We start from the raw sequence: 20,068 nt of genomic DNA, 5'->3' as shown, positions 1-20,068 counted from the left end.
CGGTGATCCTGTTTCCGGCCATCGACCTCAAGGACGGCAAGTGCGTGCGGCTGAAGCACGGCGATATGGCGACCGCGACCATCTACAATGACGACCCTGCGGCCCAGGCCAAGGCCTTCGAAGAGCAAGGGTTTGAATGGCTGCATGTCGTCGACCTCAACGGCGCCTTCAAGGGCCAGAGCGTCAACAGCGCGGCGGTCGGCGCCATCCTCAAGGCGACGAAAAACCCGGTGCAGCTCGGCGGCGGCATCCGCACGCTGGCGCAGATCGAGGACTGGCTCGACCGCGGGCTGGCCCGCGTCATCCTCGGCACGGTGGCGGTGCGCGATCCCGACCTGGTCCGGGAAGCCTGCAAGGAATTTCCTGGAAAGATCGCCGTGGGCATCGACGCCAAGGGCGGCAAGGTGGCGGTCGAAGGCTGGGCCGAGGCTTCCAGCCTCGGCGTCATCGAACTGGCGCAGAAATTCGAAGGCGCCGGCGTTGCCGCCATCATCTACACCGACATCGACCGAGACGGCGTTCTGACCGGCATCAACTGGGATGCCACGATCGATCTCGCCGACGCGGTCTCGATCCCGGTCATCGCCTCGGGCGGGCTGGCTTCGATCGCCGACATCGTGCGCATGACCATGCCCGACGCGAAGAAACTGGAAGGCGCCATCTCCGGCCGCGCGCTCTATGACGGGCGTATCGACCCGGCCGAGGCGCTTGCGGTGCTGCAGGGCAAGGCGATGGAGACCCGGCCGTGAAAATCTCCATCATCCTGGCATCCTATGACAGTGGCCACTATCACGGCGGCATGGGCCGAGGCCCGGATGCACTTATCGCCGGCGGGCTTGTCGACGCGCTGACGCTCTCCGGGCATGACGTCGTCGTCACCGATATCGGCAGGGTTGGCGACGAACAGCAGCGCGAGATCGCCACCGGCTTTGCCGTGTGCGGTGCCCTCTCCGGCGAGGTCCGCATCGCCATAGACCGCGGCCGGTTTCCCATCGTGCTGGCCGGCAATTGCCTGACATCGGCCGGTGCGGTTGCCGGCGAGGATGCCGATGCGATCATCTGGGCCGACCAGCATGGCGATCTCAACACCCCGGAGACGTCCATCTTCGGCTTTCTCGATGGCATGGCGCTGGCCACGGTTCTCGGCCTGTGCTGGAAGCCGATGGCCTCGGCCATCCCCGGCTTCAGGCCGATCGATCCGGCGCGCTGCGTGCTGGTCAACGCGCGCGATCTCGATCCGGCCGAAACGGAGCTGTTGAAGACGTTGCCGGTCATCCGCACCGAATGCCCGGACTGGGCCACGGCGTGCGGCAGGCTGAAGGCGCCGGATGCGAAGCGGGTGCACCTGCATCTCGATCTCGACGTGCACGACCCCGGGGCGCTGCAGGCCAACCGTTACACCACGCCCGGCGGCCCGGAGCCGAAACAGCTGCGCCAGGCTGTCTGCGGCATGGCCGGCCTGCTGCCGATTTCCGGCATCACCATTTCCGCCTACGATCCGGCGTTCGATGCGCAGGCCGAGGTTCCGCCGCTGGTCGGCGAACTGCTCAGCGAGTTGCTGGCGACGATGGAGAAGGGCTGATGCTGAAGGCCCGAGTCATCCCTTGCCTCGACGTCAAGAACGGCCGCGTCGTCAAGGGGGTCAATTTCGTCGACCTCATCGATGCCGGTGATCCGGTCGAGGCGGCCAAAGCCTATGACGCGGCCGGCGCTGACGAGCTTTGCTTTCTCGATATCACCGCGTCGTCCGACAACCGTGAAACCATCTTCGACGTCGTCGCCCGCACCGCCGAACAATGCTTCATGCCGCTGACCGTCGGCGGCGGCGTGCGCCAGGTGGCCGATATTCGCAAACTGTTGCTGGCCGGCGCCGACAAGGTGTCGATCAACACTGCGGCGGTGAAGAACCCCGATTTCGTCGCGGAAGCCGCCGACAAGTTCGGCAACCAGTGCATTGTCGTCGCCATCGACGCCAAGAAGGTGTCGGCACCCAATGAAGCCGACCGCTGGGAGATCTTCACCCATGGCGGCCGTGAAAAGACCGGCATCGATGCGGTCGAGTTTGCGCGAAAAATGGTCGATCGCGGCGCCGGCGAGATTCTTTTGACCTCGATGGACCGTGACGGCACCAAGGCCGGTTACGACATTGCGCTGACCCGCGCGATAGCGGATGCGGTGCGCGCGCCGGTCATCGCGTCGGGCGGCGTCGGCACGCTCGACCATCTGGTCGAGGGCATTCGCGACGGCCACGCCGGCGCCGTGCTCGCGGCCTCGATCTTCCATTTCGGCACTTACACGATTGCGGAAGCCAAGGCGCATATGGCCGAGGCCGGGCTACCGATGCGGCTGGACTACCCGGTTCAATCCACTCCACAAAGGCTGTAGGCTGCGCCATGGCTGAATTTTCGCTGTCCGATCTGGAAACGATCATTGGCGAACGCGCCCGTTCCGGCGACCCGGACTCGTGGACGGCAAAACTGTTCGCCAAAGGCATCGACAAGGCGGCGCAGAAGCTTGGTGAAGAGGCAGTCGAGACCGTCATTGCCGCCGTCAAGGGCGACAAAAATGCCCTCGTTTCCGAAAGTGCCGATCTCATATATCATTGGCTCGTCGTGCTTGGCATGGCCGGCGTTTCGCTGGGCGAGGTGCTGAAGGAGCTTGAGGGCCGTACCGGCCGTTCGGGCGTCACTGAAAAGGCATCCCGGCCGAAAGGCTGACCGCGAGAGCCGGATGATTTCGGGCCGAGGCCTTAAATCTGAATCCGTCTCTAAATTGATAGAGGGAGCATGATGTCGCCCGAAAACCGCTTCACACTTTTCGGCCTCATGCTCTAGAGGGCAGGAAACTCGATGGACCAGCTCGCTCCGACCGAGAAATATTCCCCCTATCGTTTCTTCTCGGCCGAGCAATGGTCGAACTTCCGCGCCGACACGCCGATGACGCTGGGCGAAGACGAGATCAACCGTCTGCGCTCACTGAACGATCCGGTCGACCTGGAAGAAGTCAAGCGCATCTATCTGTCGCTCTCGCGGCTGCTTTCGGCGCATGTCGAGGCCAGCCAGTTGCTGTTTCGCCAGCGCCAGGCCTTCTTCAACGCGCTGGATGTGGTCAAGACACCGTTCATCATCGGCATTGCCGGTTCGGTTGCGGTCGGCAAATCGACCACGGCGCGCGTGCTGAAGGAGCTTCTGGCGCGCTGGCCGTCGAGCCCCAAGGTCGATCTCATCACCACCGACGGTTTTCTCTTACCCAACAAGGTGTTGCGACGCGACAATCTGATGGAGCGCAAGGGCTTTCCCGACAGCTACGATGTCGGTGCGCTGCTGCGTTTCCTCTCGGGCATCAAGTCGGCGCAGCGCAATGTCCGCGCGCCCGTCTATTCGCATTTGACCTATGACGTCATTCCCGGCGAGTTCGTCACCATCGACTGGCCCGACATTCTGATCTTCGAAGGCATCAACGTTCTGCAGCCCGGCAAATTGCCGAAGGACGGCAAGATAGTGCCGTTCCTGTCGGATTTCTTCGATTTCGCCATTTATATCGACGCCGACGAAAAGCTGATCCACCAATGGTACATCGCCCGCTTCATGCGGCTGCGCGAGACGGCCTTCCGCAATCCGGACTCCTTCTTCCACCGCTATTCGCAGCTTTCGGAAGACGCCGCGCGCGCCATTGCGGAAGGCTTGTGGGCCAACATCAACCTGAAAAACCTGCGCGAGAACATCGTGCCGACACGGGCGCGCGCCGACCTCATCCTGCGCAAGGGCGCCAATCATCTGGTCGAGGAAGTGGCGCTCAGGAAACTGTGACGACTGGGTTAACGGCGCCTTAGGCAATCCCGGCTAGTTTTTGCTGCAATTCCAGCGGGTCGGGAGCAAGCGGTGATCAATTCGAGCGATGCCGGGGGCCGCCAAGCCCCGGTCTATTCTCTGGTCATTCCGATCTTTAACGAGGAAGCGGTGCTACCGCTGCTGGTGCGGCGGATCCGCATGCTGCTGGACGCGCTGGACGGCCGTGCCGAAGCGATTTTCATCGACGATGGCAGCCGCGACACCAGCCTCATCTTCCTGCGCGGCATGGTTGCCGAGGACGACCGCTTCCGGCTGATTGAGCTGTCGCGCAATTTCGGCCACCAGATCGCCATCACGGCCGGCATGGATGCTGCCGCCGGGGACGCCGTCATCGTCATGGATGCCGACCTGCAGGACCCGCCGGAGGTGGTGCTCGATCTCGTCGCCAAGTGGAAAGAAGGCTACGAGATCGTCTATGCGCGGCGCATCCGGCGCGAGGGCGAAACCTGGTTCAAGCGGGTCAGCGCCAATCTGTTCTATCGCGCGCTCGAGCAGATGACCTCCGTCAGCATTCCGCGCGATGTCGGCGATTTCCGCCTCGTCGGCCGCAAGGCGCTCGAGACTTTCAAACGCATGCCCGAGCATGACCGCTTCGTGCGCGGCATGTTCGGCTGGATGGGTTTCAAGCAGACCGCCGTGCCGTTCGAGAGGCCGACGCGGGCAGCAGGCGAAACCAAATATCCGTTCTGGAAGATGGTGCGGCTGGCCGTGCACGGTATCATCAGCTTTTCCGACAAGCCGCTGCGGCTGGCGCTGTGGGCGGGTCTGGCCATTTCCGGTCTTGCCGCCCTGCTTGGGCTCTACGCGGTGTTTTCCTGGCTTTTTGTCAGCGGCGTCGTCCATGGCTGGACATCGACGGTGGTGATCATTTCCTTCTTGTCGGGCATCAATCTGCTGATGACCGGCGTCATCGGCCTTTATGTTGGCGGCATTCATGCCGAGGTGAAACGGCGGCCGCTTTACGTCGTCGACCGGCTGACCGGCTTCGAGGAAGCGATCGCCGCCATCAGCAATTCCCAGGCGTCGAAAAAGACGCCGCCCGCGACGCACGAACGCCGGTTCGGTTGACTGTGCGCCAGGCGGTCAACGATCCTTTGCCCGGCTACCGGTTCTGGTCATGGGCCATGGGCCGTTCGGAGCCGGCGCGAATCCTGCGGTTTGCTACAATCGGCGGCGTATCGACCCTGATCTACGCCGTGCTGACCTTGGCCCTTTCGGCTCTGCATGGCTTTGGCAGGCCTGCGACAATCGCCTCGGTCGCTGGCTATGGCGCCGGCGCGGTGTTCTCCTATTGCGGGCATCGCTTCGTGACGTTCATGTCGGACGGCTCGATTGGCTTCGAGATCGTCCGCTTCGCCTGCGCCACGGCGATCGGGTTTCTGCTCTCGGTCGGGCTGGCCATGATCCTTACCGACGTAGCTGGACTGCCGCCACTGGTGCCGGTGGCAATCGCTTCCATCCTGGTTCCGGTCCTGAACTTCATTATCCTGCGCAAATTCGTCTTCGTGGCGGCCCGATGAGTACGGAGATCCGCACTTCGCTCATCGAGAGATCCGCCCTGACTTCGGCCCAGGGCAGCTCGCGAACGCTGCCACCGACCATGGTCATCTGCCTGCTCGTGCTGGTGGCGGCCGTGCCCTGGCAGATGCGCTGGGGCGTCATACCCGACACCAGTTGGGCAATCACCATGTCCGAGAAGGTGCTTGCCGGCTCACGGCTCTATGTGGATCTCTTCGAGGTCAATCCGCCGTTCACGCCGTGGATGTTCATGCCGGCCGTGGCCTTGGCGCACGCTCTCGGCATTTCGCCGGAAGTCGTCATTCATCTCTATGCCTATACGATCTGCCTGCTGGGTCTCGGCATTGCCGCGCGGATCGCTAGATTGGCCGGCTTTGCCGAGAACCATGTGCTGTTCTCGATGCTGCCGCTGTTTCTGGCACTGCTGATCATTCTTCCGGGCAACGCTTTCAGCGAGCGGGAACATCTGGGCATCGCCCTGTTTCTGCCGTTACTGGTGTTAATGGCTTGGCGCGCCGCGCCGACGGAAGGGCGCACGCCGAGCTTGTCGATAGCGGCATTGGCCGGCCTTTGTGGCAGCGTCCTGGTGCTGGTGAAACCCTATTATGCGCTGATGGTGCTGGTTCCGGCGCTGTACGTGGCCTTTCAGCGCCGGTCGATCTGGTCGCTCTTCCGCATCGAATACTGGGTAATCGGCTTGGTCTGCGTCGCCTATCTCGTCGCCGTGCTGTACTTTTATCCAGAGTTCCTCAACACCATCTATCCGGTGCTGACCGACACCTATATGCGGCTGCGGGTGGTGCAAGCGCTGTTGGTCAAGTATGCACCAGCCTATCTCATCGCTCTCTACATGTTGCGCTCGCTTCGGCCGGGCCTCGCCCTGTCGCCGATGATCGTGGTGTTCGTCCTGGCGTCATTGGCCGCCACCGTGCCTCTCGTCTACCAGGCCAAGGGCTGGCCCTATCATGCATTCCCGGCGATCAGCCTGATAGCGGCGGCGTTGCTACTCAGAGCCATCCAGATTGACCCGGCGAGGCAATCGCTATCGGGCATGGGGCTGGCGCGGATGCTTTTGCTTGCCGCCACCATTTTGGCCAATGCTGTCCCCTTCTGGCCCAGCCAGAAGCCCAGCGCCGATTTCGTCGCGACGATAAATGCCGCGGTAGACCATCCGAAGGTCGCGCTCATAGGTTCGGACATTGCGGCGGGCCATCCGCTGACGCGAATGGTCGGCGGGAGCTGGATCTCGACGTACTGCAGCGATTGGCTCGGGGGATTTGCTACCTATTTCGCGAAGGTCGAGGCGCAAAGCGGCAACGAGGCGGGGGCCGAACACTACAAGCGGATCACCGATCGCTACATCGATGACAAGCTTGCCCAACTCGAAACCAACCAGCCATCGCTGGTCATTGTGCAGAAGGAGGACATCTTGTGGCTGACCGAGCTTTCCGGCCGGCAGGATTTCGTCCGCTTCATGCAACACTATCGCCAGATCGCGGAGGACGATACGTTGAGGGTCCTTGTTCGCGACGACTTTAGCCGGGCTCCGTCACCCGCCGCAGCGTCAGATTGATCCGGCCGCCTTTTTTCAGCAGCGCCGAGGTCGACGGATAGATGCGGTCGACGCCGTGGAAGCAGAGCCGGCCTTCGCCGCCGAGCACGACGACGTCGCCGCTTTTCAGGCGGAACGATTTGGTACCGCCGTCGCGTGTGGCCCCCCTGCCCGTCACTTGGCCGACCCGGAACAGGCAATCGTCGCCAAGTGACACCGAGACCACTGGGGCCGAGAAATCGGCTTCGTCGCGATCCTGGTGCAGACCCATTTTGGCGTCCTGCGTATAGAAATTGACCAGGCAGGCCTCCGGCGGATTCGGATAGGCGGCGACCTCCCGCCACAATTGCAGCAGCGCGTCCGGGATCGACGGCCATGGCTCTCCGGTGAGTGGGTGCGTTGGCTGGTAGCGATAGCCCAACTCCTTGTCAGTGACCCAGCCGAGCGTGCCGCAATTGGTCATGCGCACGCTCATCTCCTTGCCGGTCCGCGGCATCGCCGGCACGTACAGCGGCGCCCGCTGTACAATGGTCCTCACCTCTTCGACCAGCGCTTCCTGCGCCGCGCGGGACAGATAACCAGGCATGTGGCGGACGCCTTTGGGCAGAACGAGCATGACTTCGCCTCCGGTTGATACTGAAACCATGCCACCGCCAATCAGAAACGGCGACCCGAAAGCCACCGGCCTCCCTTTCTGTGGCAATGGTAAAACCTTGCGGCTGCGGCAGGGGAGGCCGCTTTATGCACGCAGTCGGCGCGGTCCTTAGTCGTTCTCTACCCGGCCGCGCAGCTTTTTGATCGTGCCGCGCCCTGCCTTGCTTTGCAGCCGCCGCTCCACCGAGCCTTTCGACGGCCTGGTCTTCTTGCGCGGCGGCGGCGGCGGTTCCGCGGCCTTGGCGACCAGCGCCGTCAGCCTTGCCCGGGCATCGGCCCGGTTCTGCTCCTGGGTGCGGAAGCGGCCGGCCTCGATGACGATGACGCCGTCCTTAGTGGCGCGCTGGCCGGCGAGCTTGATCGTGCGCGCGCGCACGCGTTCGGACAGGCCAGCCGCATTGGCGGCGTCGAAGCGCAATTGGACGGCGGTCGCCACCTTGTTGACGTTCTGGCCGCCGGGACCCGACGAGCGGATGAAATCCTCGTGCAGGTCGCCTGGATGGATTACGGCTTCGTCTGATATGATGATGTCGTCGATAGGCATGCCGCAGTCATGGCGCGGCGGACCAAAAAAGAAAAGGCCCGATCGAGATCGCGCCTTTCAAGGATGCTTCGGTGAAGACGCCTCGACTATTCCGCAGCTTCCTGCAGGCGGGGTGCTGCGCCGAGCACGACGGCATCGACATGGCTCTCGAATTTCTCGAAGTTGACGGCGAACATGCCGACCAATCGCGCTGCCTGCCGGTCATAGGCTGCCTTGTCGGCCCAGGTCGAACGCGGGTCGAGAATGGCGCTGTCGACGCCAGGCACAGCAACCGGCACCTCGAAGCCGAAATTGGCGTCGGTGCGGAAACCGGACGCCTTCAACGAACCGTCAAGCGCTGCGGCCAGCAAGGCGCGCGTCGCCTTGATTGGCATGCGCTTGCCGGTGCCGTAGGCGCCGCCGGTCCAGCCGGTGTTGACCAGCCAGCAATCGGCGCCGTGGCGGGCGATCAGCTCGCGCAGCAGATTGCCGTATTCCTTGGGGTGGCGCGGCATGAACGGGGCGCCGAAGCAGGTCGAGAACGTCGCTTCCGGCTCGGTAACGCCCTTCTCGGTGCCGGCCACCTTGGCGGTGTAGCCGGAGAGGAAGTGGTACATCGCCTGCGCCGGGGTCAGCCGGGCGATCGGCGGCATGATGCCGAAGGCATCGGCGGTCAGCATGATGATGTTTTTCGGGTGGCTGGCCCGTCCGCTCTTCGAGGCATTGGGGATGAAATCCAGCGGATAGGCGCAGCGCGTGTTTTCGGTGAGCCGGCCGTCGTTGAAGTCCGGCACGCGGTCGGCGTTGAGCACGACATTTTCCAGCACCGTGCCGAAACGCTGCGTGGTGGCGAAAATCTCCGGCTCGGCCTCGGCCGACAGCCGGATCGTCTTGGCGTAGCAGCCGCCTTCGAAGTTGAAGATGCCGTGCGGTCCCCAGCCGTGCTCGTCGTCGCCGATGAGCGTACGTGACGGATCGGCCGACAGCGTCGTCTTGCCCGTCCCGGAAAGCCCGAAGAAGATCGCTGCGTCGCCGCCCGGGCCCTCATTGGCCGAGCAGTGCATCGGCATGACGCCCTTTTCCGGCAGCAGATAGTTGAGCATGGTGAACACCGATTTCTTCATCTCGCCGGCATAGGAAGTGCCGCCGATGAGCACGATCTTGCGGGTGAGATCGACCGCAATCACCGTTTCGGTGCGGCTGCCGTGGCGGGCCGGATCGGCGCGGAAAGACGGCAGGTCGATGATCGTCATCTCCGGCACGAAATCCTCAAGCTCGGCGGCCTGCGGGCGGATCAAAAGATTGCGGATGAACAGCGAGTGCCAGGCGAATTCGGTGATGACCCGCGTCGGCAGCTTCAGCTCGGCATCGGCGCCGCCGACGAGGTCCTGCACATAGAGATCGCTATTCGCGGCGTGGACAAGGAAATCGGCGAGCAGCATTTCGAACTGGCCCGCCGAAATCGCCTTGTTGTTGTCCCACCAGACATGGGGCTCGGTGGCGCCATCGCGGACGACAAACTTGTCCTTGGGCGAGCGGCCAGTGTGCTGGCCGGTCTCGGCGAGCAGCGCGCCGCCGGCGGTCAACCGGGCCTCGCCACGACGGATCGCTGCCTCATAAAGGGCGGCCGCACCAAAATTATAATGCACCGTGCCGGTGGTTTTCAGGCCGATACGATCGATCGCGCAAGCAGAATTGCGTTTGCCGACTTCCGACATCAAGGGTCCCTTCTTCTGGATTCGCCGCACTTTGCCGGCGCGTTTCCGGCGAGCCCGCGTTAGGGGCTGAGACGGTGAGAACCAGAAAACTCGAATGATATCAAATCATTAATCGATTTAAAAATTTTGAAAGTTGTTTAAATCGTTTATATGTGCAAAAAATCACGGTGGTTGCCCAAAGGATTGGAACACAGTGTTCGTCCAACCCGTGTAGAGGTTCCGATGGGGCCGCCGGCAAGCCGTCCGCGACAGCGGGTGGAGCCTGTGCCACATTTTGTACCTAATTTGTCCTGCAAAAGCCCCTTCTCTAAGACAGAAGGGACAGCTCATGAGGGAGCCGCTTGAAATGGCAACAATCGCGCTTGTCGATGACGACCGCAACATTCTGACATCGGTGTCGATCGCCCTCGAGTCCGAGGGGTATCGCGTCGAGACCTACACGGATGGTGCGTCGGCGCTGGAAGGCCTGGCGGCGCGGCCGCCGAATCTCGCCATCCTCGACATCAAGATGCCGCGCATGGACGGCATGGAGCTGTTGCGCCGGATGCGGCAGAAGTCCGACCTGCCGGTGATCTTCCTGACCTCGAAGGACGATGAGATCGATGAGCTTTTCGGCCTCAAGATGGGCGCCGACGATTTCATCCGCAAACCGTTCTCGCAGCGCCTGCTGGTCGAGCGGGTGCGCGCCGTGCTGCGCCGCGCCAGCGCCCGGGAAGCTGCGGCAAAGGCGCCCAGCCAGCAGGCCCGTTCGCTGGAACGCGGCCAGCTCGTCATGGACCAGGAACGCCATACCTGCACCTGGAAGGGCGAGCCGGTGACGCTGACGGTCACCGAATTTCTCATCCTGCACTCGTTGGCGCAGCGCCCCGGCGTGGTAAAAAGCCGTGATGCGCTGATGGATTCCGCCTATGATGAGCAGGTCTATGTCGACGACCGCACCATCGATAGCCACATCAAGCGGCTGCGCAAGAAGTTCAAGGCCGTCGATGACGACTTCGAAATGATCGAAACCCTTTACGGAGTCGGATACCGGTTCCGCGAAGCTTGAGTTGATGCATGTCGCCCAAAAGTGGTCGCGGTTTTTGGGACGACGACATGCATAAAACCAAAGACTAGGCGGGAGCTGCTATTCGATGGCAGTGGATGTACAGCGGAGCAGACGAACGAGCGCTGTCAGGCGGTCGCGGATTCTGCCCGCATTCCTGTCGAGGTTGACGGTGCCGATGCGCCGCTTCCTCGGCCACCACATCTTTTCCAGCCTGACCCGGCGCATCCTGTTCCTCAACCTGGCCGGCCTCGCCGTGCTGGTCACCGGCATCCTCTATCTCAACACCTTCCGCGACGGGCTGATCGACGCCCGCGTCGAAAGCCTGATGACGCAGGGCGAGATCATCGCCGGCGCCATTGCCGCGTCGGCGACGGTCGAGACCGATTCGATCAGCATCGATCCGGAAAAACTGCTCGAACTGCAGGCCGGTGAAAGCCTGGGGCCGGGCTCCGACCAGCTCGACAATCTGGATTTCCCGATCAATCCCGAGCGCGTCGCGCCGGTGCTGCGGCGGCTGATTTCGCCGACGCGCACCCGGGCCCGCATCTATGACCGCGACGCCAATCTGCTGCTCGATTCGCGCCATCTCTATTCGCGCGGCCAAATCCTGCGCTACGACCTGCCGCCGGTCGAGGACGAGCAGCCGGATATGCTGGAGCGCGTGCAGAAATTCGTCTTCGACTTCTTCCGCAACAAGGACCTGCCCGTCTACCATGAGCAGCCGGGCGGCAACGGTGCGGCCTTCCCGGAAGTGGTCAAGGCGCTGACCGGCAGTCCATCGACGATCGTGCGGGTGAGCGAACAGGGCGAGCAGATCGTTTCGGTGGCGGTGCCGATCCAGCGCTTCCGTGCCGTTCTCGGCGTGCTGATGCTGTCGACGGAAGGCGGCGACATCGACAAGATCGTCGCCGCCGAACGCAAGGCTATTTTGCGCGTGTTCGGCATCGCCGCCCTGGTCACCGCCATCCTGTCGATGCTGCTCGCATCCACCATCGCCAATCCGCTGCGCCGGCTATCGGCGGCGGCAGTGCGGGTGCGGCGCGGCGTCAAGAGCCGCGAGGAGATCCCCGACTTTTCCGACCGCCAGGACGAGATCGGCAATTTGTCGGTCGCGGTGCGCGATATGACCAATGCGCTCTATGCCCGCATCGAGGCGATCGAAAGCTTCGCCGCCGATGTCTCGCACGAACTGAAGAACCCGCTGACGTCGCTGCGCAGCGCGGTGGAGACCTTGCCGCTGGCCAAGAACGACAATTCACGCGGCAGGCTGATGGAGATCATCCAGCACGATGTCCGGCGTCTCGACCGGCTGATCACCGACATTTCCGATGCCTCGCGCCTAGACGCCGAACTGGCGCGTGAGGATGCCGCCACGGTCGATTTGAAGAAATTCATCACCGATCTCGTCGCCGTGTCGCGCGAAGCGACGCGCAACAAAAAGGCTGTCGAGATCGAATTCAAGGCCGCCAAGCTGCCGCAAGGCGTCAAAGGCTATTTCGTCACCGGCCATGATCTGAGGATCGGCCAGGTCATCACCAATCTGATCGAGAATGCCCGCTCCTTCGTGCCGGAGGACCACGGCCATATCGCCATTTCCCTGGCACGCTCCGGCAAGGTCAACATCGTCACCGTCGACGACAACGGCCCCGGAATCCGCGCCGACGCCATCGACCGCATCTTCGAGCGCTTCTACACCGACCGCCCGGCCGGCGAGGCGTTCGGCCAGAATTCGGGGCTTGGCCTGTCGATATCCAGGCAGATCGTCGAAGCCCATGGCGGCACGCTGACCGCCGAGAACATCCCCGGCACCAAGCCCGGCGACATCAAGGGCGCGCGCTTCGTCGTTACGCTGCCGGCCGAAGGCTGATCGCGGCTGCGCATGCCCGATCCCACCGCGGAACCCGAGAACATCCATGCCACCGCAGTCCTGATTGGCGAGCGGGGCGTCCTGATCACCGGGCCGTCCGGCTCGGGCAAGACAACGCTGGCGCTGGCGCTCATCGACCATTTCAGCCGGCTCGGGCTGTTTGCGCGGCTGATCGGCGACGACCAGCTGTTTGTCGCGGCGCGTTTCGGGCGGCTGGTCTGCCATGCGCCCGCCAGCATTGCCGGCCTCGCAGAGGTGCCCGGGCTTGGTCCGAAGCCGCTTTTGTTCCAACCTGTGGGGGTCATCGACCTGGCAATCCGGATGGTTTCCGCAGACGCGATCGCGCGTTTCCAGGAAGAGTCGAGCGCGACCATTGCCGACTGTGTGGTGCCGCGCATCGACCTCGTTCAGCGCAACGTCACTGCGGCTTTGCCGGCGGTAATGGCGCGGCTGGCGATTGCGCCTTTCGTATGATCCGCCGCCGGTTTTTTGCTGCAATGCGTCAAATTGGCCATGGCCGACGCAATTTTGGGCTTGTCAACGCGCCGCGCGTCGACAAGATAGCGCTCCCGCCGCCTGGGATGGCCGGCGAGCATAAAAAGCGCCTGTGAAGCGGCGATGACGGGAGCCACCATAGAATGATCGGACTCGTGCTTGTAACGCACGGTCAACTGGCCGCCGAGTTCCGCCATGCCGTGGAACATGTCGTGGGGCCACAAGACAATTTCGAAACCGTGGCAATCGGCGCCGACGACGATATGGAGCAGCGTCGGCGCGATATCGTCGACGCCGTCGGCCGCGTCGACACCGGGACCGGCGTCATCGTTCTGACCGATATGTTCGGCGGCACGCCTTCCAACCTCGCCATTTCGGTGATGGAATCCGGTCGCACCGAGGTCATCGCCGGCATGAACCTGCCGATGCTGATCAAGCTGTCGTCGATCCGCAAGGGCGACAACATGGCGACCGCGCTCGACGAGGCGCAGGCCGCGGGGCGCAAATACATCAACGTCGCAAGTCAGCTGCTGAGCAGCAAATGAACGCGCTGTCGCCCGGTGAGATCGTGCGCGAGTTCCCGATCGTCAACCAGCGCGGCCTGCATGCGCGCGCCTCGGCGAAGTTCGTCCAGGTCGCCAGCGGCTTCGACGCCACCGTCCATGTCGAGAAGGATGGTCTCAAGGTCGGCGGCACCTCGATCATGGGGCTGATGATGCTGGCGGCGAGCCCCGGTTATTCGATCCGCGTCACAGCCAGCGGCGCTGAAGCCGCAGCGGCGATGGACGCGCTGGAGCAGCTGGTCGCCTCGCGCTTCGGCGAAGAGTGCTGAAGCTCTTTTTTGTTTGAGCATGATCTTGTCCGAAACCGGCTTCCACTTTTCGGGATCATGCTCCGCAAACACATGCGCGCATAAAGATTTCTTTATATCCCATTGTCGTCTTGGCGGCGATCTGCTAGTCAGGCCGGCATTCCGCGCCCTTCGACGCGCCGTGTGGCGCAGGCGCATTCTGAAGACAAATCGCACCGGAGCACTGCCATGACAGGTAGCAAGGACTATGTGGTTGCCGACATCTCGCTTGCCGGCTGGGGCCGCAAGGAACTCGATATCGCCGAAACCGAAATGCCGGGCCTGATGGCCTGCCGCGAAGAATTCGGCGACAAGAAGCCGTTGAAAGGTGCGCGCATCACCGGCTCGCTGCACATGACCATCCAGACGGCGGTGCTGATCGAGACGCTGAAGGCGCTTGGCGCCGATATCCGCTGGGCCTCGTGCAACATCTTCTCGACCCAGGACCATGCGGCCGCGGCCATCGCCGAGGCCGGTATCCCGGTGTTCGCCGTCAAGGGCGAGTCGCTCGAGAAGTACTGGGACTATACCGACAGGATCTTCCAGTGGGCCGATGGCGGCCTCTCCAACATGATCCTCGACGATGGCGGCGACGCCACCATGTACATACTGATCGGCGCCCGCGCCGAAGCCGGCGAGGACGTGCTGTCCAACCCGCAGAGCGAGGAAGAGGAATACTTCTACGCCCAGGTCAAGAAGCGCCTGAAGGCCTCGCCCGGCTTCTTCACCAAGCAGAAGGAAGCCATTCGCGGCGTCACCGAAGAGACGACCACGGGTGTCAACCGGCTATACCAGCTGCAGAAGAAGGGTCTGCTGCCGTTCCCGGCGATCAACGTCAACGACTCGGTCACCAAGTCGAAGTTCGACAACAAATATGGCTGCAAGGAATCGCTGGTCGACGGCATCCGCCGCGGCACCGACACCATGATGGCCGGCAAGGTTGCGGTCGTCTGCGGCTATGGCGACGTCGGCAAGGGCTCGTCGGCTTCGCTCAAGGGCGCCGGCGCCCGCGTCAAGGTCACGGAAGTCGATCCGATCTGCGCGCTGCAGGCGGCGATGGACGGCTTTGAAGTCGTCACGCTGGAAGATGCCGCACCGACCGCCGACATCGTCATCACCACCACCGGCAACAAGGATGTCGTCACCCTCGACCACATGCGCTCGATGAAGGACATGGTGATCGTCGGCAATATCGGCCACTTCGACAATGAGATCCAGGTCGCGTCGCTGCGCAACCTGCAATGGACCAACGTCAAGCCGCAGGTCGACATGATAACCTTCCCGGACGGCAAGCGGATGATCCTGCTGTCCGAGGGGCGCCTGCTCAACCTCGGCAACGCGACCGGTCATCCGAGCTTCGTGATGTCGGCCTCGTTCACCAATCAGGTGCTGGCGCAGATCGAACTCTACACCAAGCCCGGCCAGTACCAGAACCAGGTCTATGTGCTGCCCAAGCACCTCGACGAGAAGGTGGCGCGTCTGCATCTCGACAAGCTCGGAGCCCGCCTGACCGAACTGTCCGGCGAACAGGCCGCCTATATCGGCGTGACCCCGCAGGGTCCGTTCAAGCCGGAACACTACCGCTATTAACAGAAGCGGCATTTATCACTAGATATTGAAGCCGGGCGATTGACTTTTCGCCCGGCTTCTTTTTTGCGCGGATGATTCTTCACGCCGATTCCAGCACGCGCTATTGTGCTGATTCGTGGGCCGGGGACGAGGGCCGGCGTACGCATCGAGAGCATGATTCGAACCGAAGGACCGCGTCAGCGAAAAGTGGGAAGCGGTTTTCGGAAAAGATCATGCTCTTCAAGAGAGAGTTAGGTCAGAAGGGCGTTTCTACCAAACGTGATCCTGATCTGGGCGGTCTTGCATTCAGGCGGCGAAGAGGACCAAGACATGCCGGGGGAAAACCCGCCTCGCGCGGGATCGGCCGTTTCCGGCGGCCATGACGATTCCGATAGCACTGGCTCCGTCACGACAGGCGGTGGCCTGAAGAGGCGCGTCGGCGCCCGCACCGCCGGCTTTCTTGCCACCTCAGCTCTTGCCGGCCATCTCACCTCGTTTGCAGCCCATGCCGAGCCGGCCATTGCGCAGAAGGCCGGACTGTCGGTCAGCGCGGTCGAAGTCATCCAGCTCGCCATGTTCGTCGGCGTCATGGGCGCGGCACTGGTCTCGGCCATCTTCCTGATCCGCGAAAGAGCCCGCACCTCGGCGCAGAATGTCGAACTCAGAGCCCGCATTGCCGACATCAATGCGGCGCTGCAGCGCTCCGAGGCGCTGCTCAATCTGCGTGACCAGCGCGTCATCGTCTGGGCGTCGGAGAACAAGAAGCCGGAGCTGATCGGCACGCTGCCGCTGGAAAGCGGTGCGCCGGACGACCGTGCAGCCTTCCTCGCCTTCGGCCGCTGGCTGATGCCGCGCTCGGCGGCGGCGCTCGAAAATGCCGTCGCTGGTCTGCGCGAGAAAGCGAAACCCTTTGATCTCGTGATCGAATCGCAGGCCGGGGCGCCGCTTGAAGTGCATGGCCGCAAGAGCGCCGCGCATGTGCTGGTGCGCTTCGTCTCGCTGTCGGAAACTCAGAGGAGCCAAGCCAGGCTGAAGATCGAGAACCAGCGGCTGGCCGCCGACTACGAGACCATGATCGGCCTGCTCGACGCCTTGCCGATGCCGGCCTGGCTGCGCGCCACCGACGGGCGGCTGAAATGGGTCAACCGTGCCTATGCCGGAGCGGTCGAGGCACCGAACGCCGAGACCGCGGTGCGCGAAGCCAAGGAATTCCTCGGCGCCCAGGCGCGCGAACAGATCGCCGCGCAGCACAAATCGCGCCCGATCTTCGAACAGACGCTGTCGACGGTGATCGAGGGCGACCGCCGGGTGTTCGCCGTCACCGACTTCGCCGGTGCCGACGGCTCGGCCGGTCTTGCCTGCGACACCAGCGCCACCGAAACCATTCGCGGCGAATATGAGCGCACGGTGCGCAGCCATGCCGACACGCTCGACCAGCTCAACACGGCGGTGGCGATCTTCGATGCCAACGAGAAGTTGCGCTTCTTCAACCAGGCGTTCCAGAAACTGTGGGGGCTGGACCCGGGCTTCCTGCACAGCGCGCCCGACAATGCGCTGCTGCTCGACCGGCTGCGCAGCGAAGGCAAGATCGCCGAGCAGCCGGAATGGCGGCGTTGGAAAGAAGGCCTGCTTGGCGCCTACCGCGCGGTGGAATCGCAAGAGCATTGGTGGCATTTGCCCGACGGCAAGACCATCCGCGTGGTCGCCAACCCCCAGCCGAAGGGCGGCGTGACCTGGGTGTTTGAGAACCTGACCGAGAAGATGGACCTCGAAAGCCGCTACCAGACGGCGGTGCGGGTCCAGGGCGAAACGCTCGACAATCTGGCCGAAGGCGTCGCCGTGTTCGGTCCCGACGGGCGGCTGCGCCTGTCGAACCCGGCCTTTGTCGCGCTGTGGGGACTGAGCCAGGATGTGATCAAGCCCAACGTCCATGTCTCGGCGATCCGCGATCTCAGCGACCAGCGCGCCGTCGACAGCCCGTGGGGCGGGTTCGTCGCCGCCATCACCGGTTTCGACGACGAGCGCCGCGACCGCCATGGCCAGACCGAACTGAAGAACGGCACAGTGCTCAGCTACGCCGTCATCCCGCTGCCCAACGGCCAGGTGATGATGACCTTTGTGGACGTCACCGACAGCGTCAATGTCGAGCGCGCGCTGAAGGACAAGAACGAAGCGCTGCAGAAATCCGACCAGCTGAAGAACGAGTTCGTGCAGCATGTCTCCTACGAGCTGCGCTCGCCGCTGACCAACATCATCGGCTTCACCGAGCTTCTGTCGCTGCCGGCGACCGGGCCGCTCAGCCCAAAGCAGCGCGAATATGTCGAGCATGTCGGCTCGTCATCCTCGGTGCTGCTCACCATCGTCAACGACATACTCGACCTCGCCACCGTCGACGCCGGCATCATGCAGCTCGACATTTCGGAAGTAAGCGTCGAGCGCACCATCGAGGCCGCGGCCGAACTGGTCGCCGACCGGCTGCAAGAGCATTCGATCAAGCTCCGGATCGACGCCGCTGCGGCGCCGAAGAGTTTTCACGGCGACGAGACCCGGGTTCGCCAGATCCTCTACAATCTGCTCAGCAACGCCGCCAATTACGCGCCGGAGGCGAGCACTATCACGCTTGCCTGCCGGCATTTGGAGCAAGGTGTGGAATTCTCCGTCCATGACAACGGCCCCGGCATGCCGCCGGACCTGCTCGATTCGGTGTTCCGCCGCTTCGAGCCGCGCACCAATGGCGGGCGCCGGCGCGGTGCGGGCTTAGGCCTGTCGATCGTCAAGAGCTTTGTCGAGCTGCACGGCGGCAGCGTGCGCATCGAAACCGGCAAGGACAAGGGCACCACCGTCATCTGCACCTTCCCCGATGCACCGTCGGGCATCCGCGCCGCGGCCGAGTAGCGCGCTCGATGACTGTTGTTGTGCTGGAGCGTTTTCTCGCCGACGAGGCTGCGACCGCAAGGCTCGGCGAGGACCTGGCCATGGCGCTGCGGCCGGGCGACGTGCTGGCGCTCAAGGGCGATCTCGGCGCCGGCAAGTCGACGCTGGCGCGGGCCCTGATCAGGGCGCTGGCCGACGATGCCGGCCTCGATGTGCCGAGCCCTACCTTCACCTTGGTGCAAAGCTACGACACGCGCATCCCCGTGCACCATTTCGATCTCTATCGCCTGTCCTCGGCCGGCGAGATGGACGAACTGGGTTTCGACGAGGCGCTGCTGCAGGGCGCTACCCTTGTCGAGTGGCCGGAACGGGCGGAGGCCGCTCTGCCCAGGACGTCGATCTGGATCGAACTCGTCCATCAGGGCGAAGGCCGCCTGGCGAAACTATCGGGCCAAGGCGTTGCCTTCGAACGCGTGGCGCGATCGCTGGCGATGCGCGATTTCCTCAATACGGCCGGTTGGGGCGACGCCGCGCGGCGCCATTTCGTCGGCGACGCCTCGGCGCGCTCCTATGAGATCGTCTCGCGCGCCGGCCTTGCGCCGCGCGTGCTGATGAATTCGCCGCGGCTGGTGCTGGGGCCGCCGGTGCGCGACGGCAAGCCCTATGCCGTGATCGCCCACACCGCGCAGTCGGTCACCGCCTTCGTCGCCATCGACAAGGCGCTGCTGGCGCAAGGTGTCAGTGTCCCAAAAATCCATGCCGAGGATCTCGAGCAAGGGTTTCTGCTGCTGGAGCATCTGGGCTCGGAAGGTTTTCTCGACGGCAATGGTGAGCCGGCGGCCGAGCGCTACACGGCAGCAGCCGAATTGCTGGCCATGATGCATGGCAAGACCTGGCTGCAGCGCATGGAAGCCGTCCCAGGCGTCTTCCACGAGGTGCCGCCCTTCGATCGCGACGCCATGCTGATCGAAGCCGATCTCTTGGTCGATTGGTATGTGCCGATGGTCACCGGCAGCCCGGCAAGCGAGGCTTTACGCGCCGGCTATCACAGGGAATGGAACGCGGTTCTCGATCGGCTGGACACACAGGAATACACGCTGATGCTGCGCGACTTCCATTCGCCCAACATCATCTGGCGCGGTGACCGCAAAGGCCACGACCGGCTGGGCATCGTCGATGTCCAGGACGCGCTGATGGGTCCTGGGGCCTATGACGTTGCCTCGCTGGCCATGGATGCCCGCGTCACCGTTTCGCCCGATATCGAGCAGCGGACCGTGGACGCCTATGTCGCTGCGCGCCACGCCGCCGGCGGCTTCGATGAAGACGCCTTCCGCGCGGCCTATGCGATCATGGCGGCGCAGCGCAATTCGAAGATCCTCGGCATTTTCGTGCGGCTCGAAAAGCGCGACGGCAAGCCCTATTATCTCCGACACCTGCCGCGCATCCGCGATTATCTCAGGCGGGCGCTGGCGCACCCGGCGCTGGCTCAGCTGAAGGAGTTTTACATGGCACATGGCCTGCTGGAGGAACGGCTCCCGTGACCTTGACC

Annotated in this window: 19 protein-coding genes; 16 read left to right on the top strand and 3 right to left on the bottom strand. The window is 63.4% G+C overall.

Annotation, left to right across the window (positions count from 1 at the left end; translation table 11 throughout):
* Positions 1-2 precede the first annotated feature (2 nt).
* The 8 genes from hisA to NKI05_RS08030 all read left to right on the top strand — a co-directional run bounded on the left by hisA (position 3) and on the right by NKI05_RS08030 (position 6,942).
* Positions 3-749, top strand: a complete 747-nt coding sequence (gene hisA, locus NKI05_RS08065; protein ID WP_023672317.1) for a 1-(5-phosphoribosyl)-5-[(5-phosphoribosylamino)methylideneamino]imidazole-4-carboxamide isomerase — start codon at positions 3-5, stop codon at positions 747-749.
* Positions 746-1,582, top strand: a complete 837-nt coding sequence (locus NKI05_RS08060) for an arginase family protein (RefSeq protein ID WP_023672316.1) — start codon at positions 746-748, stop codon at positions 1,580-1,582. Before hisA ends, NKI05_RS08060 begins: the two co-directional genes overlap by 4 nt.
* Positions 1,579-2,385, top strand: coding sequence for an imidazole glycerol phosphate synthase subunit HisF (gene hisF, locus NKI05_RS08055; RefSeq protein WP_023695992.1), 807 nt, complete (start codon positions 1,579-1,581; stop codon positions 2,383-2,385). The genes NKI05_RS08060 and hisF overlap by 4 nt, the downstream gene beginning before the upstream one ends.
* An 8-nt stretch (positions 2,386-2,393) precedes the next feature.
* The gene (locus NKI05_RS08050; protein ID WP_023672314.1) at positions 2,394-2,717 is read left to right on the top strand and encodes a phosphoribosyl-ATP diphosphatase; all 324 of its coding nucleotides are present in this window, start codon (positions 2,394-2,396) and stop codon (positions 2,715-2,717) included.
* Between the two features lie 132 nt (positions 2,718-2,849).
* Positions 2,850-3,809: a type I pantothenate kinase gene (gene coaA, locus NKI05_RS08045; protein WP_023814503.1), complete on the top strand. Its 960-nt coding sequence runs from the start codon at positions 2,850-2,852 to the stop codon at positions 3,807-3,809.
* Positions 3,810-3,881: 72 nt separating this feature from the next.
* A complete protein-coding gene (locus NKI05_RS08040) occupies positions 3,882-4,919 on the top strand; it encodes a glycosyltransferase family 2 protein (RefSeq protein WP_023814504.1) in 1,038 nt (345 codons plus the stop codon).
* A 2-nt stretch (positions 4,920-4,921) separates the two neighbouring features.
* Positions 4,922-5,371, top strand: a complete 450-nt coding sequence (locus NKI05_RS08035; RefSeq protein ID WP_050588575.1) for a GtrA family protein — start codon at positions 4,922-4,924, stop codon at positions 5,369-5,371.
* A complete protein-coding gene (locus tag NKI05_RS08030; RefSeq protein ID WP_023814505.1) occupies positions 5,368-6,942 on the top strand; it encodes a hypothetical protein in 1,575 nt (524 codons plus the stop codon). The genes NKI05_RS08035 and NKI05_RS08030 overlap by 4 nt, the downstream gene beginning before the upstream one ends.
* On the opposite strand, the gene NKI05_RS08025 is transcribed toward NKI05_RS08030, so the two are convergent.
* From NKI05_RS08025 to NKI05_RS08015, 3 genes are all read right to left on the bottom strand, one after another.
* Positions 6,905-7,537 (bottom strand): alpha-ketoglutarate-dependent dioxygenase AlkB family protein, encoded by a 633-nt coding sequence (locus NKI05_RS08025; RefSeq protein ID WP_023814506.1) that lies wholly within the window; start codon positions 7,535-7,537, stop codon positions 6,905-6,907. The genes NKI05_RS08030 and NKI05_RS08025 overlap by 38 nt on opposite strands.
* Positions 7,538-7,684: 147 nt before the next feature.
* Complete coding sequence (gene arfB / locus NKI05_RS08020) at positions 7,685-8,119, bottom strand: alternative ribosome rescue aminoacyl-tRNA hydrolase ArfB (protein ID WP_023672309.1); 435 nt, start codon at positions 8,117-8,119, stop codon at positions 7,685-7,687.
* A gap of 86 nt (positions 8,120-8,205) precedes the next feature.
* Positions 8,206-9,816, bottom strand: a complete 1,611-nt coding sequence (locus NKI05_RS08015) for a phosphoenolpyruvate carboxykinase (RefSeq protein WP_023695997.1) — start codon at positions 9,814-9,816, stop codon at positions 8,206-8,208.
* A gap of 346 nt (positions 9,817-10,162) precedes the next feature.
* Here NKI05_RS08015 and NKI05_RS08010 point away from each other — a divergent pair, with 346 nt between their 5' ends.
* The 8 genes from NKI05_RS08010 (at position 10,163) to tsaE (ending at position 20,060) form a co-directional block, all read left to right on the top strand.
* The gene (locus NKI05_RS08010; RefSeq protein WP_010912942.1) at positions 10,163-10,864 is read left to right on the top strand and encodes a response regulator transcription factor; all 702 of its coding nucleotides are present in this window, start codon (positions 10,163-10,165) and stop codon (positions 10,862-10,864) included.
* An 85-nt stretch (positions 10,865-10,949) separates the two neighbouring features.
* The gene (locus NKI05_RS08005) at positions 10,950-12,731 is read left to right on the top strand and encodes a sensor histidine kinase (RefSeq protein WP_023672307.1); all 1,782 of its coding nucleotides are present in this window, start codon (positions 10,950-10,952) and stop codon (positions 12,729-12,731) included.
* 12 nt (positions 12,732-12,743) lie between these two features.
* Positions 12,744-13,205, top strand: a complete 462-nt coding sequence (locus NKI05_RS08000; protein WP_023814507.1) for an HPr kinase/phosphorylase — start codon at positions 12,744-12,746, stop codon at positions 13,203-13,205.
* 164 nt (positions 13,206-13,369) lie between these two features.
* Positions 13,370-13,771 carry a PTS sugar transporter subunit IIA gene (locus NKI05_RS07995; protein ID WP_023672304.1) on the top strand — a complete coding sequence of 134 codons (402 nt, stop codon included), beginning with the start codon at positions 13,370-13,372 and terminating at the stop codon, positions 13,769-13,771.
* The gene (locus tag NKI05_RS07990; protein ID WP_023672303.1) at positions 13,768-14,058 is read left to right on the top strand and encodes an HPr family phosphocarrier protein; all 291 of its coding nucleotides are present in this window, start codon (positions 13,768-13,770) and stop codon (positions 14,056-14,058) included. Before NKI05_RS07995 ends, NKI05_RS07990 begins: the two co-directional genes overlap by 4 nt.
* Positions 14,059-14,265: 207 nt before the next feature.
* Positions 14,266-15,666 carry an adenosylhomocysteinase gene (ahcY, locus tag NKI05_RS07985; RefSeq protein WP_023814508.1) on the top strand — a complete coding sequence of 467 codons (1,401 nt, stop codon included), beginning with the start codon at positions 14,266-14,268 and terminating at the stop codon, positions 15,664-15,666.
* Positions 15,667-15,975: 309 nt separating this feature from the next.
* Positions 15,976-18,540, top strand: coding sequence for a sensor histidine kinase (locus NKI05_RS07980; RefSeq protein ID WP_023814509.1), 2,565 nt, complete (start codon positions 15,976-15,978; stop codon positions 18,538-18,540).
* 8 nt (positions 18,541-18,548) lie between these two features.
* On the top strand, positions 18,549-20,060 hold the full coding sequence (tsaE, locus tag NKI05_RS07975; protein WP_023814510.1) for a tRNA (adenosine(37)-N6)-threonylcarbamoyltransferase complex ATPase subunit type 1 TsaE: 1,512 nt from the start codon (positions 18,549-18,551) through the stop codon (positions 20,058-20,060).
* The last annotated feature ends 8 nt before the right edge of the window (positions 20,061-20,068 follow it).

This window comes from Mesorhizobium sp. M0771, from assembly GCF_040320155.1.
Lineage (GTDB): Bacteria > Pseudomonadota > Alphaproteobacteria > Rhizobiales > Rhizobiaceae > Mesorhizobium.
Note: the sequence above shows the minus strand (reverse complement) of the source record. Positions and strands in the feature narration are given on the sequence as shown.

Bases quoted from the DNA above. Each gene is read 5' to 3' on its own strand.
- NKI05_RS08000 (WP_023814507.1), top strand. From the start codon at position 12,744: ATGCCCGATCCCACCGCGGAACCCGAGAACATCCATGCCACCGCAGTC.
- NKI05_RS08005 (WP_023672307.1), top strand. From the start codon at position 10,950: ATGGCAGTGGATGTACAGCGGAGCAGACGAACGAGCGCTGTCAGGCGG.
- coaA (WP_023814503.1), top strand. From the start codon at position 2,850: ATGGACCAGCTCGCTCCGACCGAGAAATATTCCCCCTATCGTTTCTTC.
- NKI05_RS08010 (WP_010912942.1), top strand. From the start codon at position 10,163: ATGGCAACAATCGCGCTTGTCGATGACGACCGCAACATTCTGACATCG.
- NKI05_RS08030 (WP_023814505.1), top strand. From the start codon at position 5,368: ATGAGTACGGAGATCCGCACTTCGCTCATCGAGAGATCCGCCCTGACT.
- NKI05_RS08015 (WP_023695997.1), bottom strand. From the start codon at position 9,816: ATGTCGGAAGTCGGCAAACGCAATTCTGCTTGCGCGATCGATCGTATC.
- NKI05_RS08025 (WP_023814506.1), bottom strand. From the start codon at position 7,537: ATGCTCGTTCTGCCCAAAGGCGTCCGCCACATGCCTGGTTATCTGTCC.
- arfB (WP_023672309.1), bottom strand. From the start codon at position 8,119: ATGCCTATCGACGACATCATCATATCAGACGAAGCCGTAATCCATCCA.
- ahcY (WP_023814508.1), top strand. From the start codon at position 14,266: ATGACAGGTAGCAAGGACTATGTGGTTGCCGACATCTCGCTTGCCGGC.
- tsaE (WP_023814510.1), top strand. From the start codon at position 18,549: ATGACTGTTGTTGTGCTGGAGCGTTTTCTCGCCGACGAGGCTGCGACC.
- NKI05_RS07980 (WP_023814509.1), top strand. From the start codon at position 15,976: ATGCCGGGGGAAAACCCGCCTCGCGCGGGATCGGCCGTTTCCGGCGGC.
- NKI05_RS07995 (WP_023672304.1), top strand. From the start codon at position 13,370: ATGATCGGACTCGTGCTTGTAACGCACGGTCAACTGGCCGCCGAGTTC.
- NKI05_RS07990 (WP_023672303.1), top strand. From the start codon at position 13,768: ATGAACGCGCTGTCGCCCGGTGAGATCGTGCGCGAGTTCCCGATCGTC.
- NKI05_RS08050 (WP_023672314.1), top strand. From the start codon at position 2,394: ATGGCTGAATTTTCGCTGTCCGATCTGGAAACGATCATTGGCGAACGC.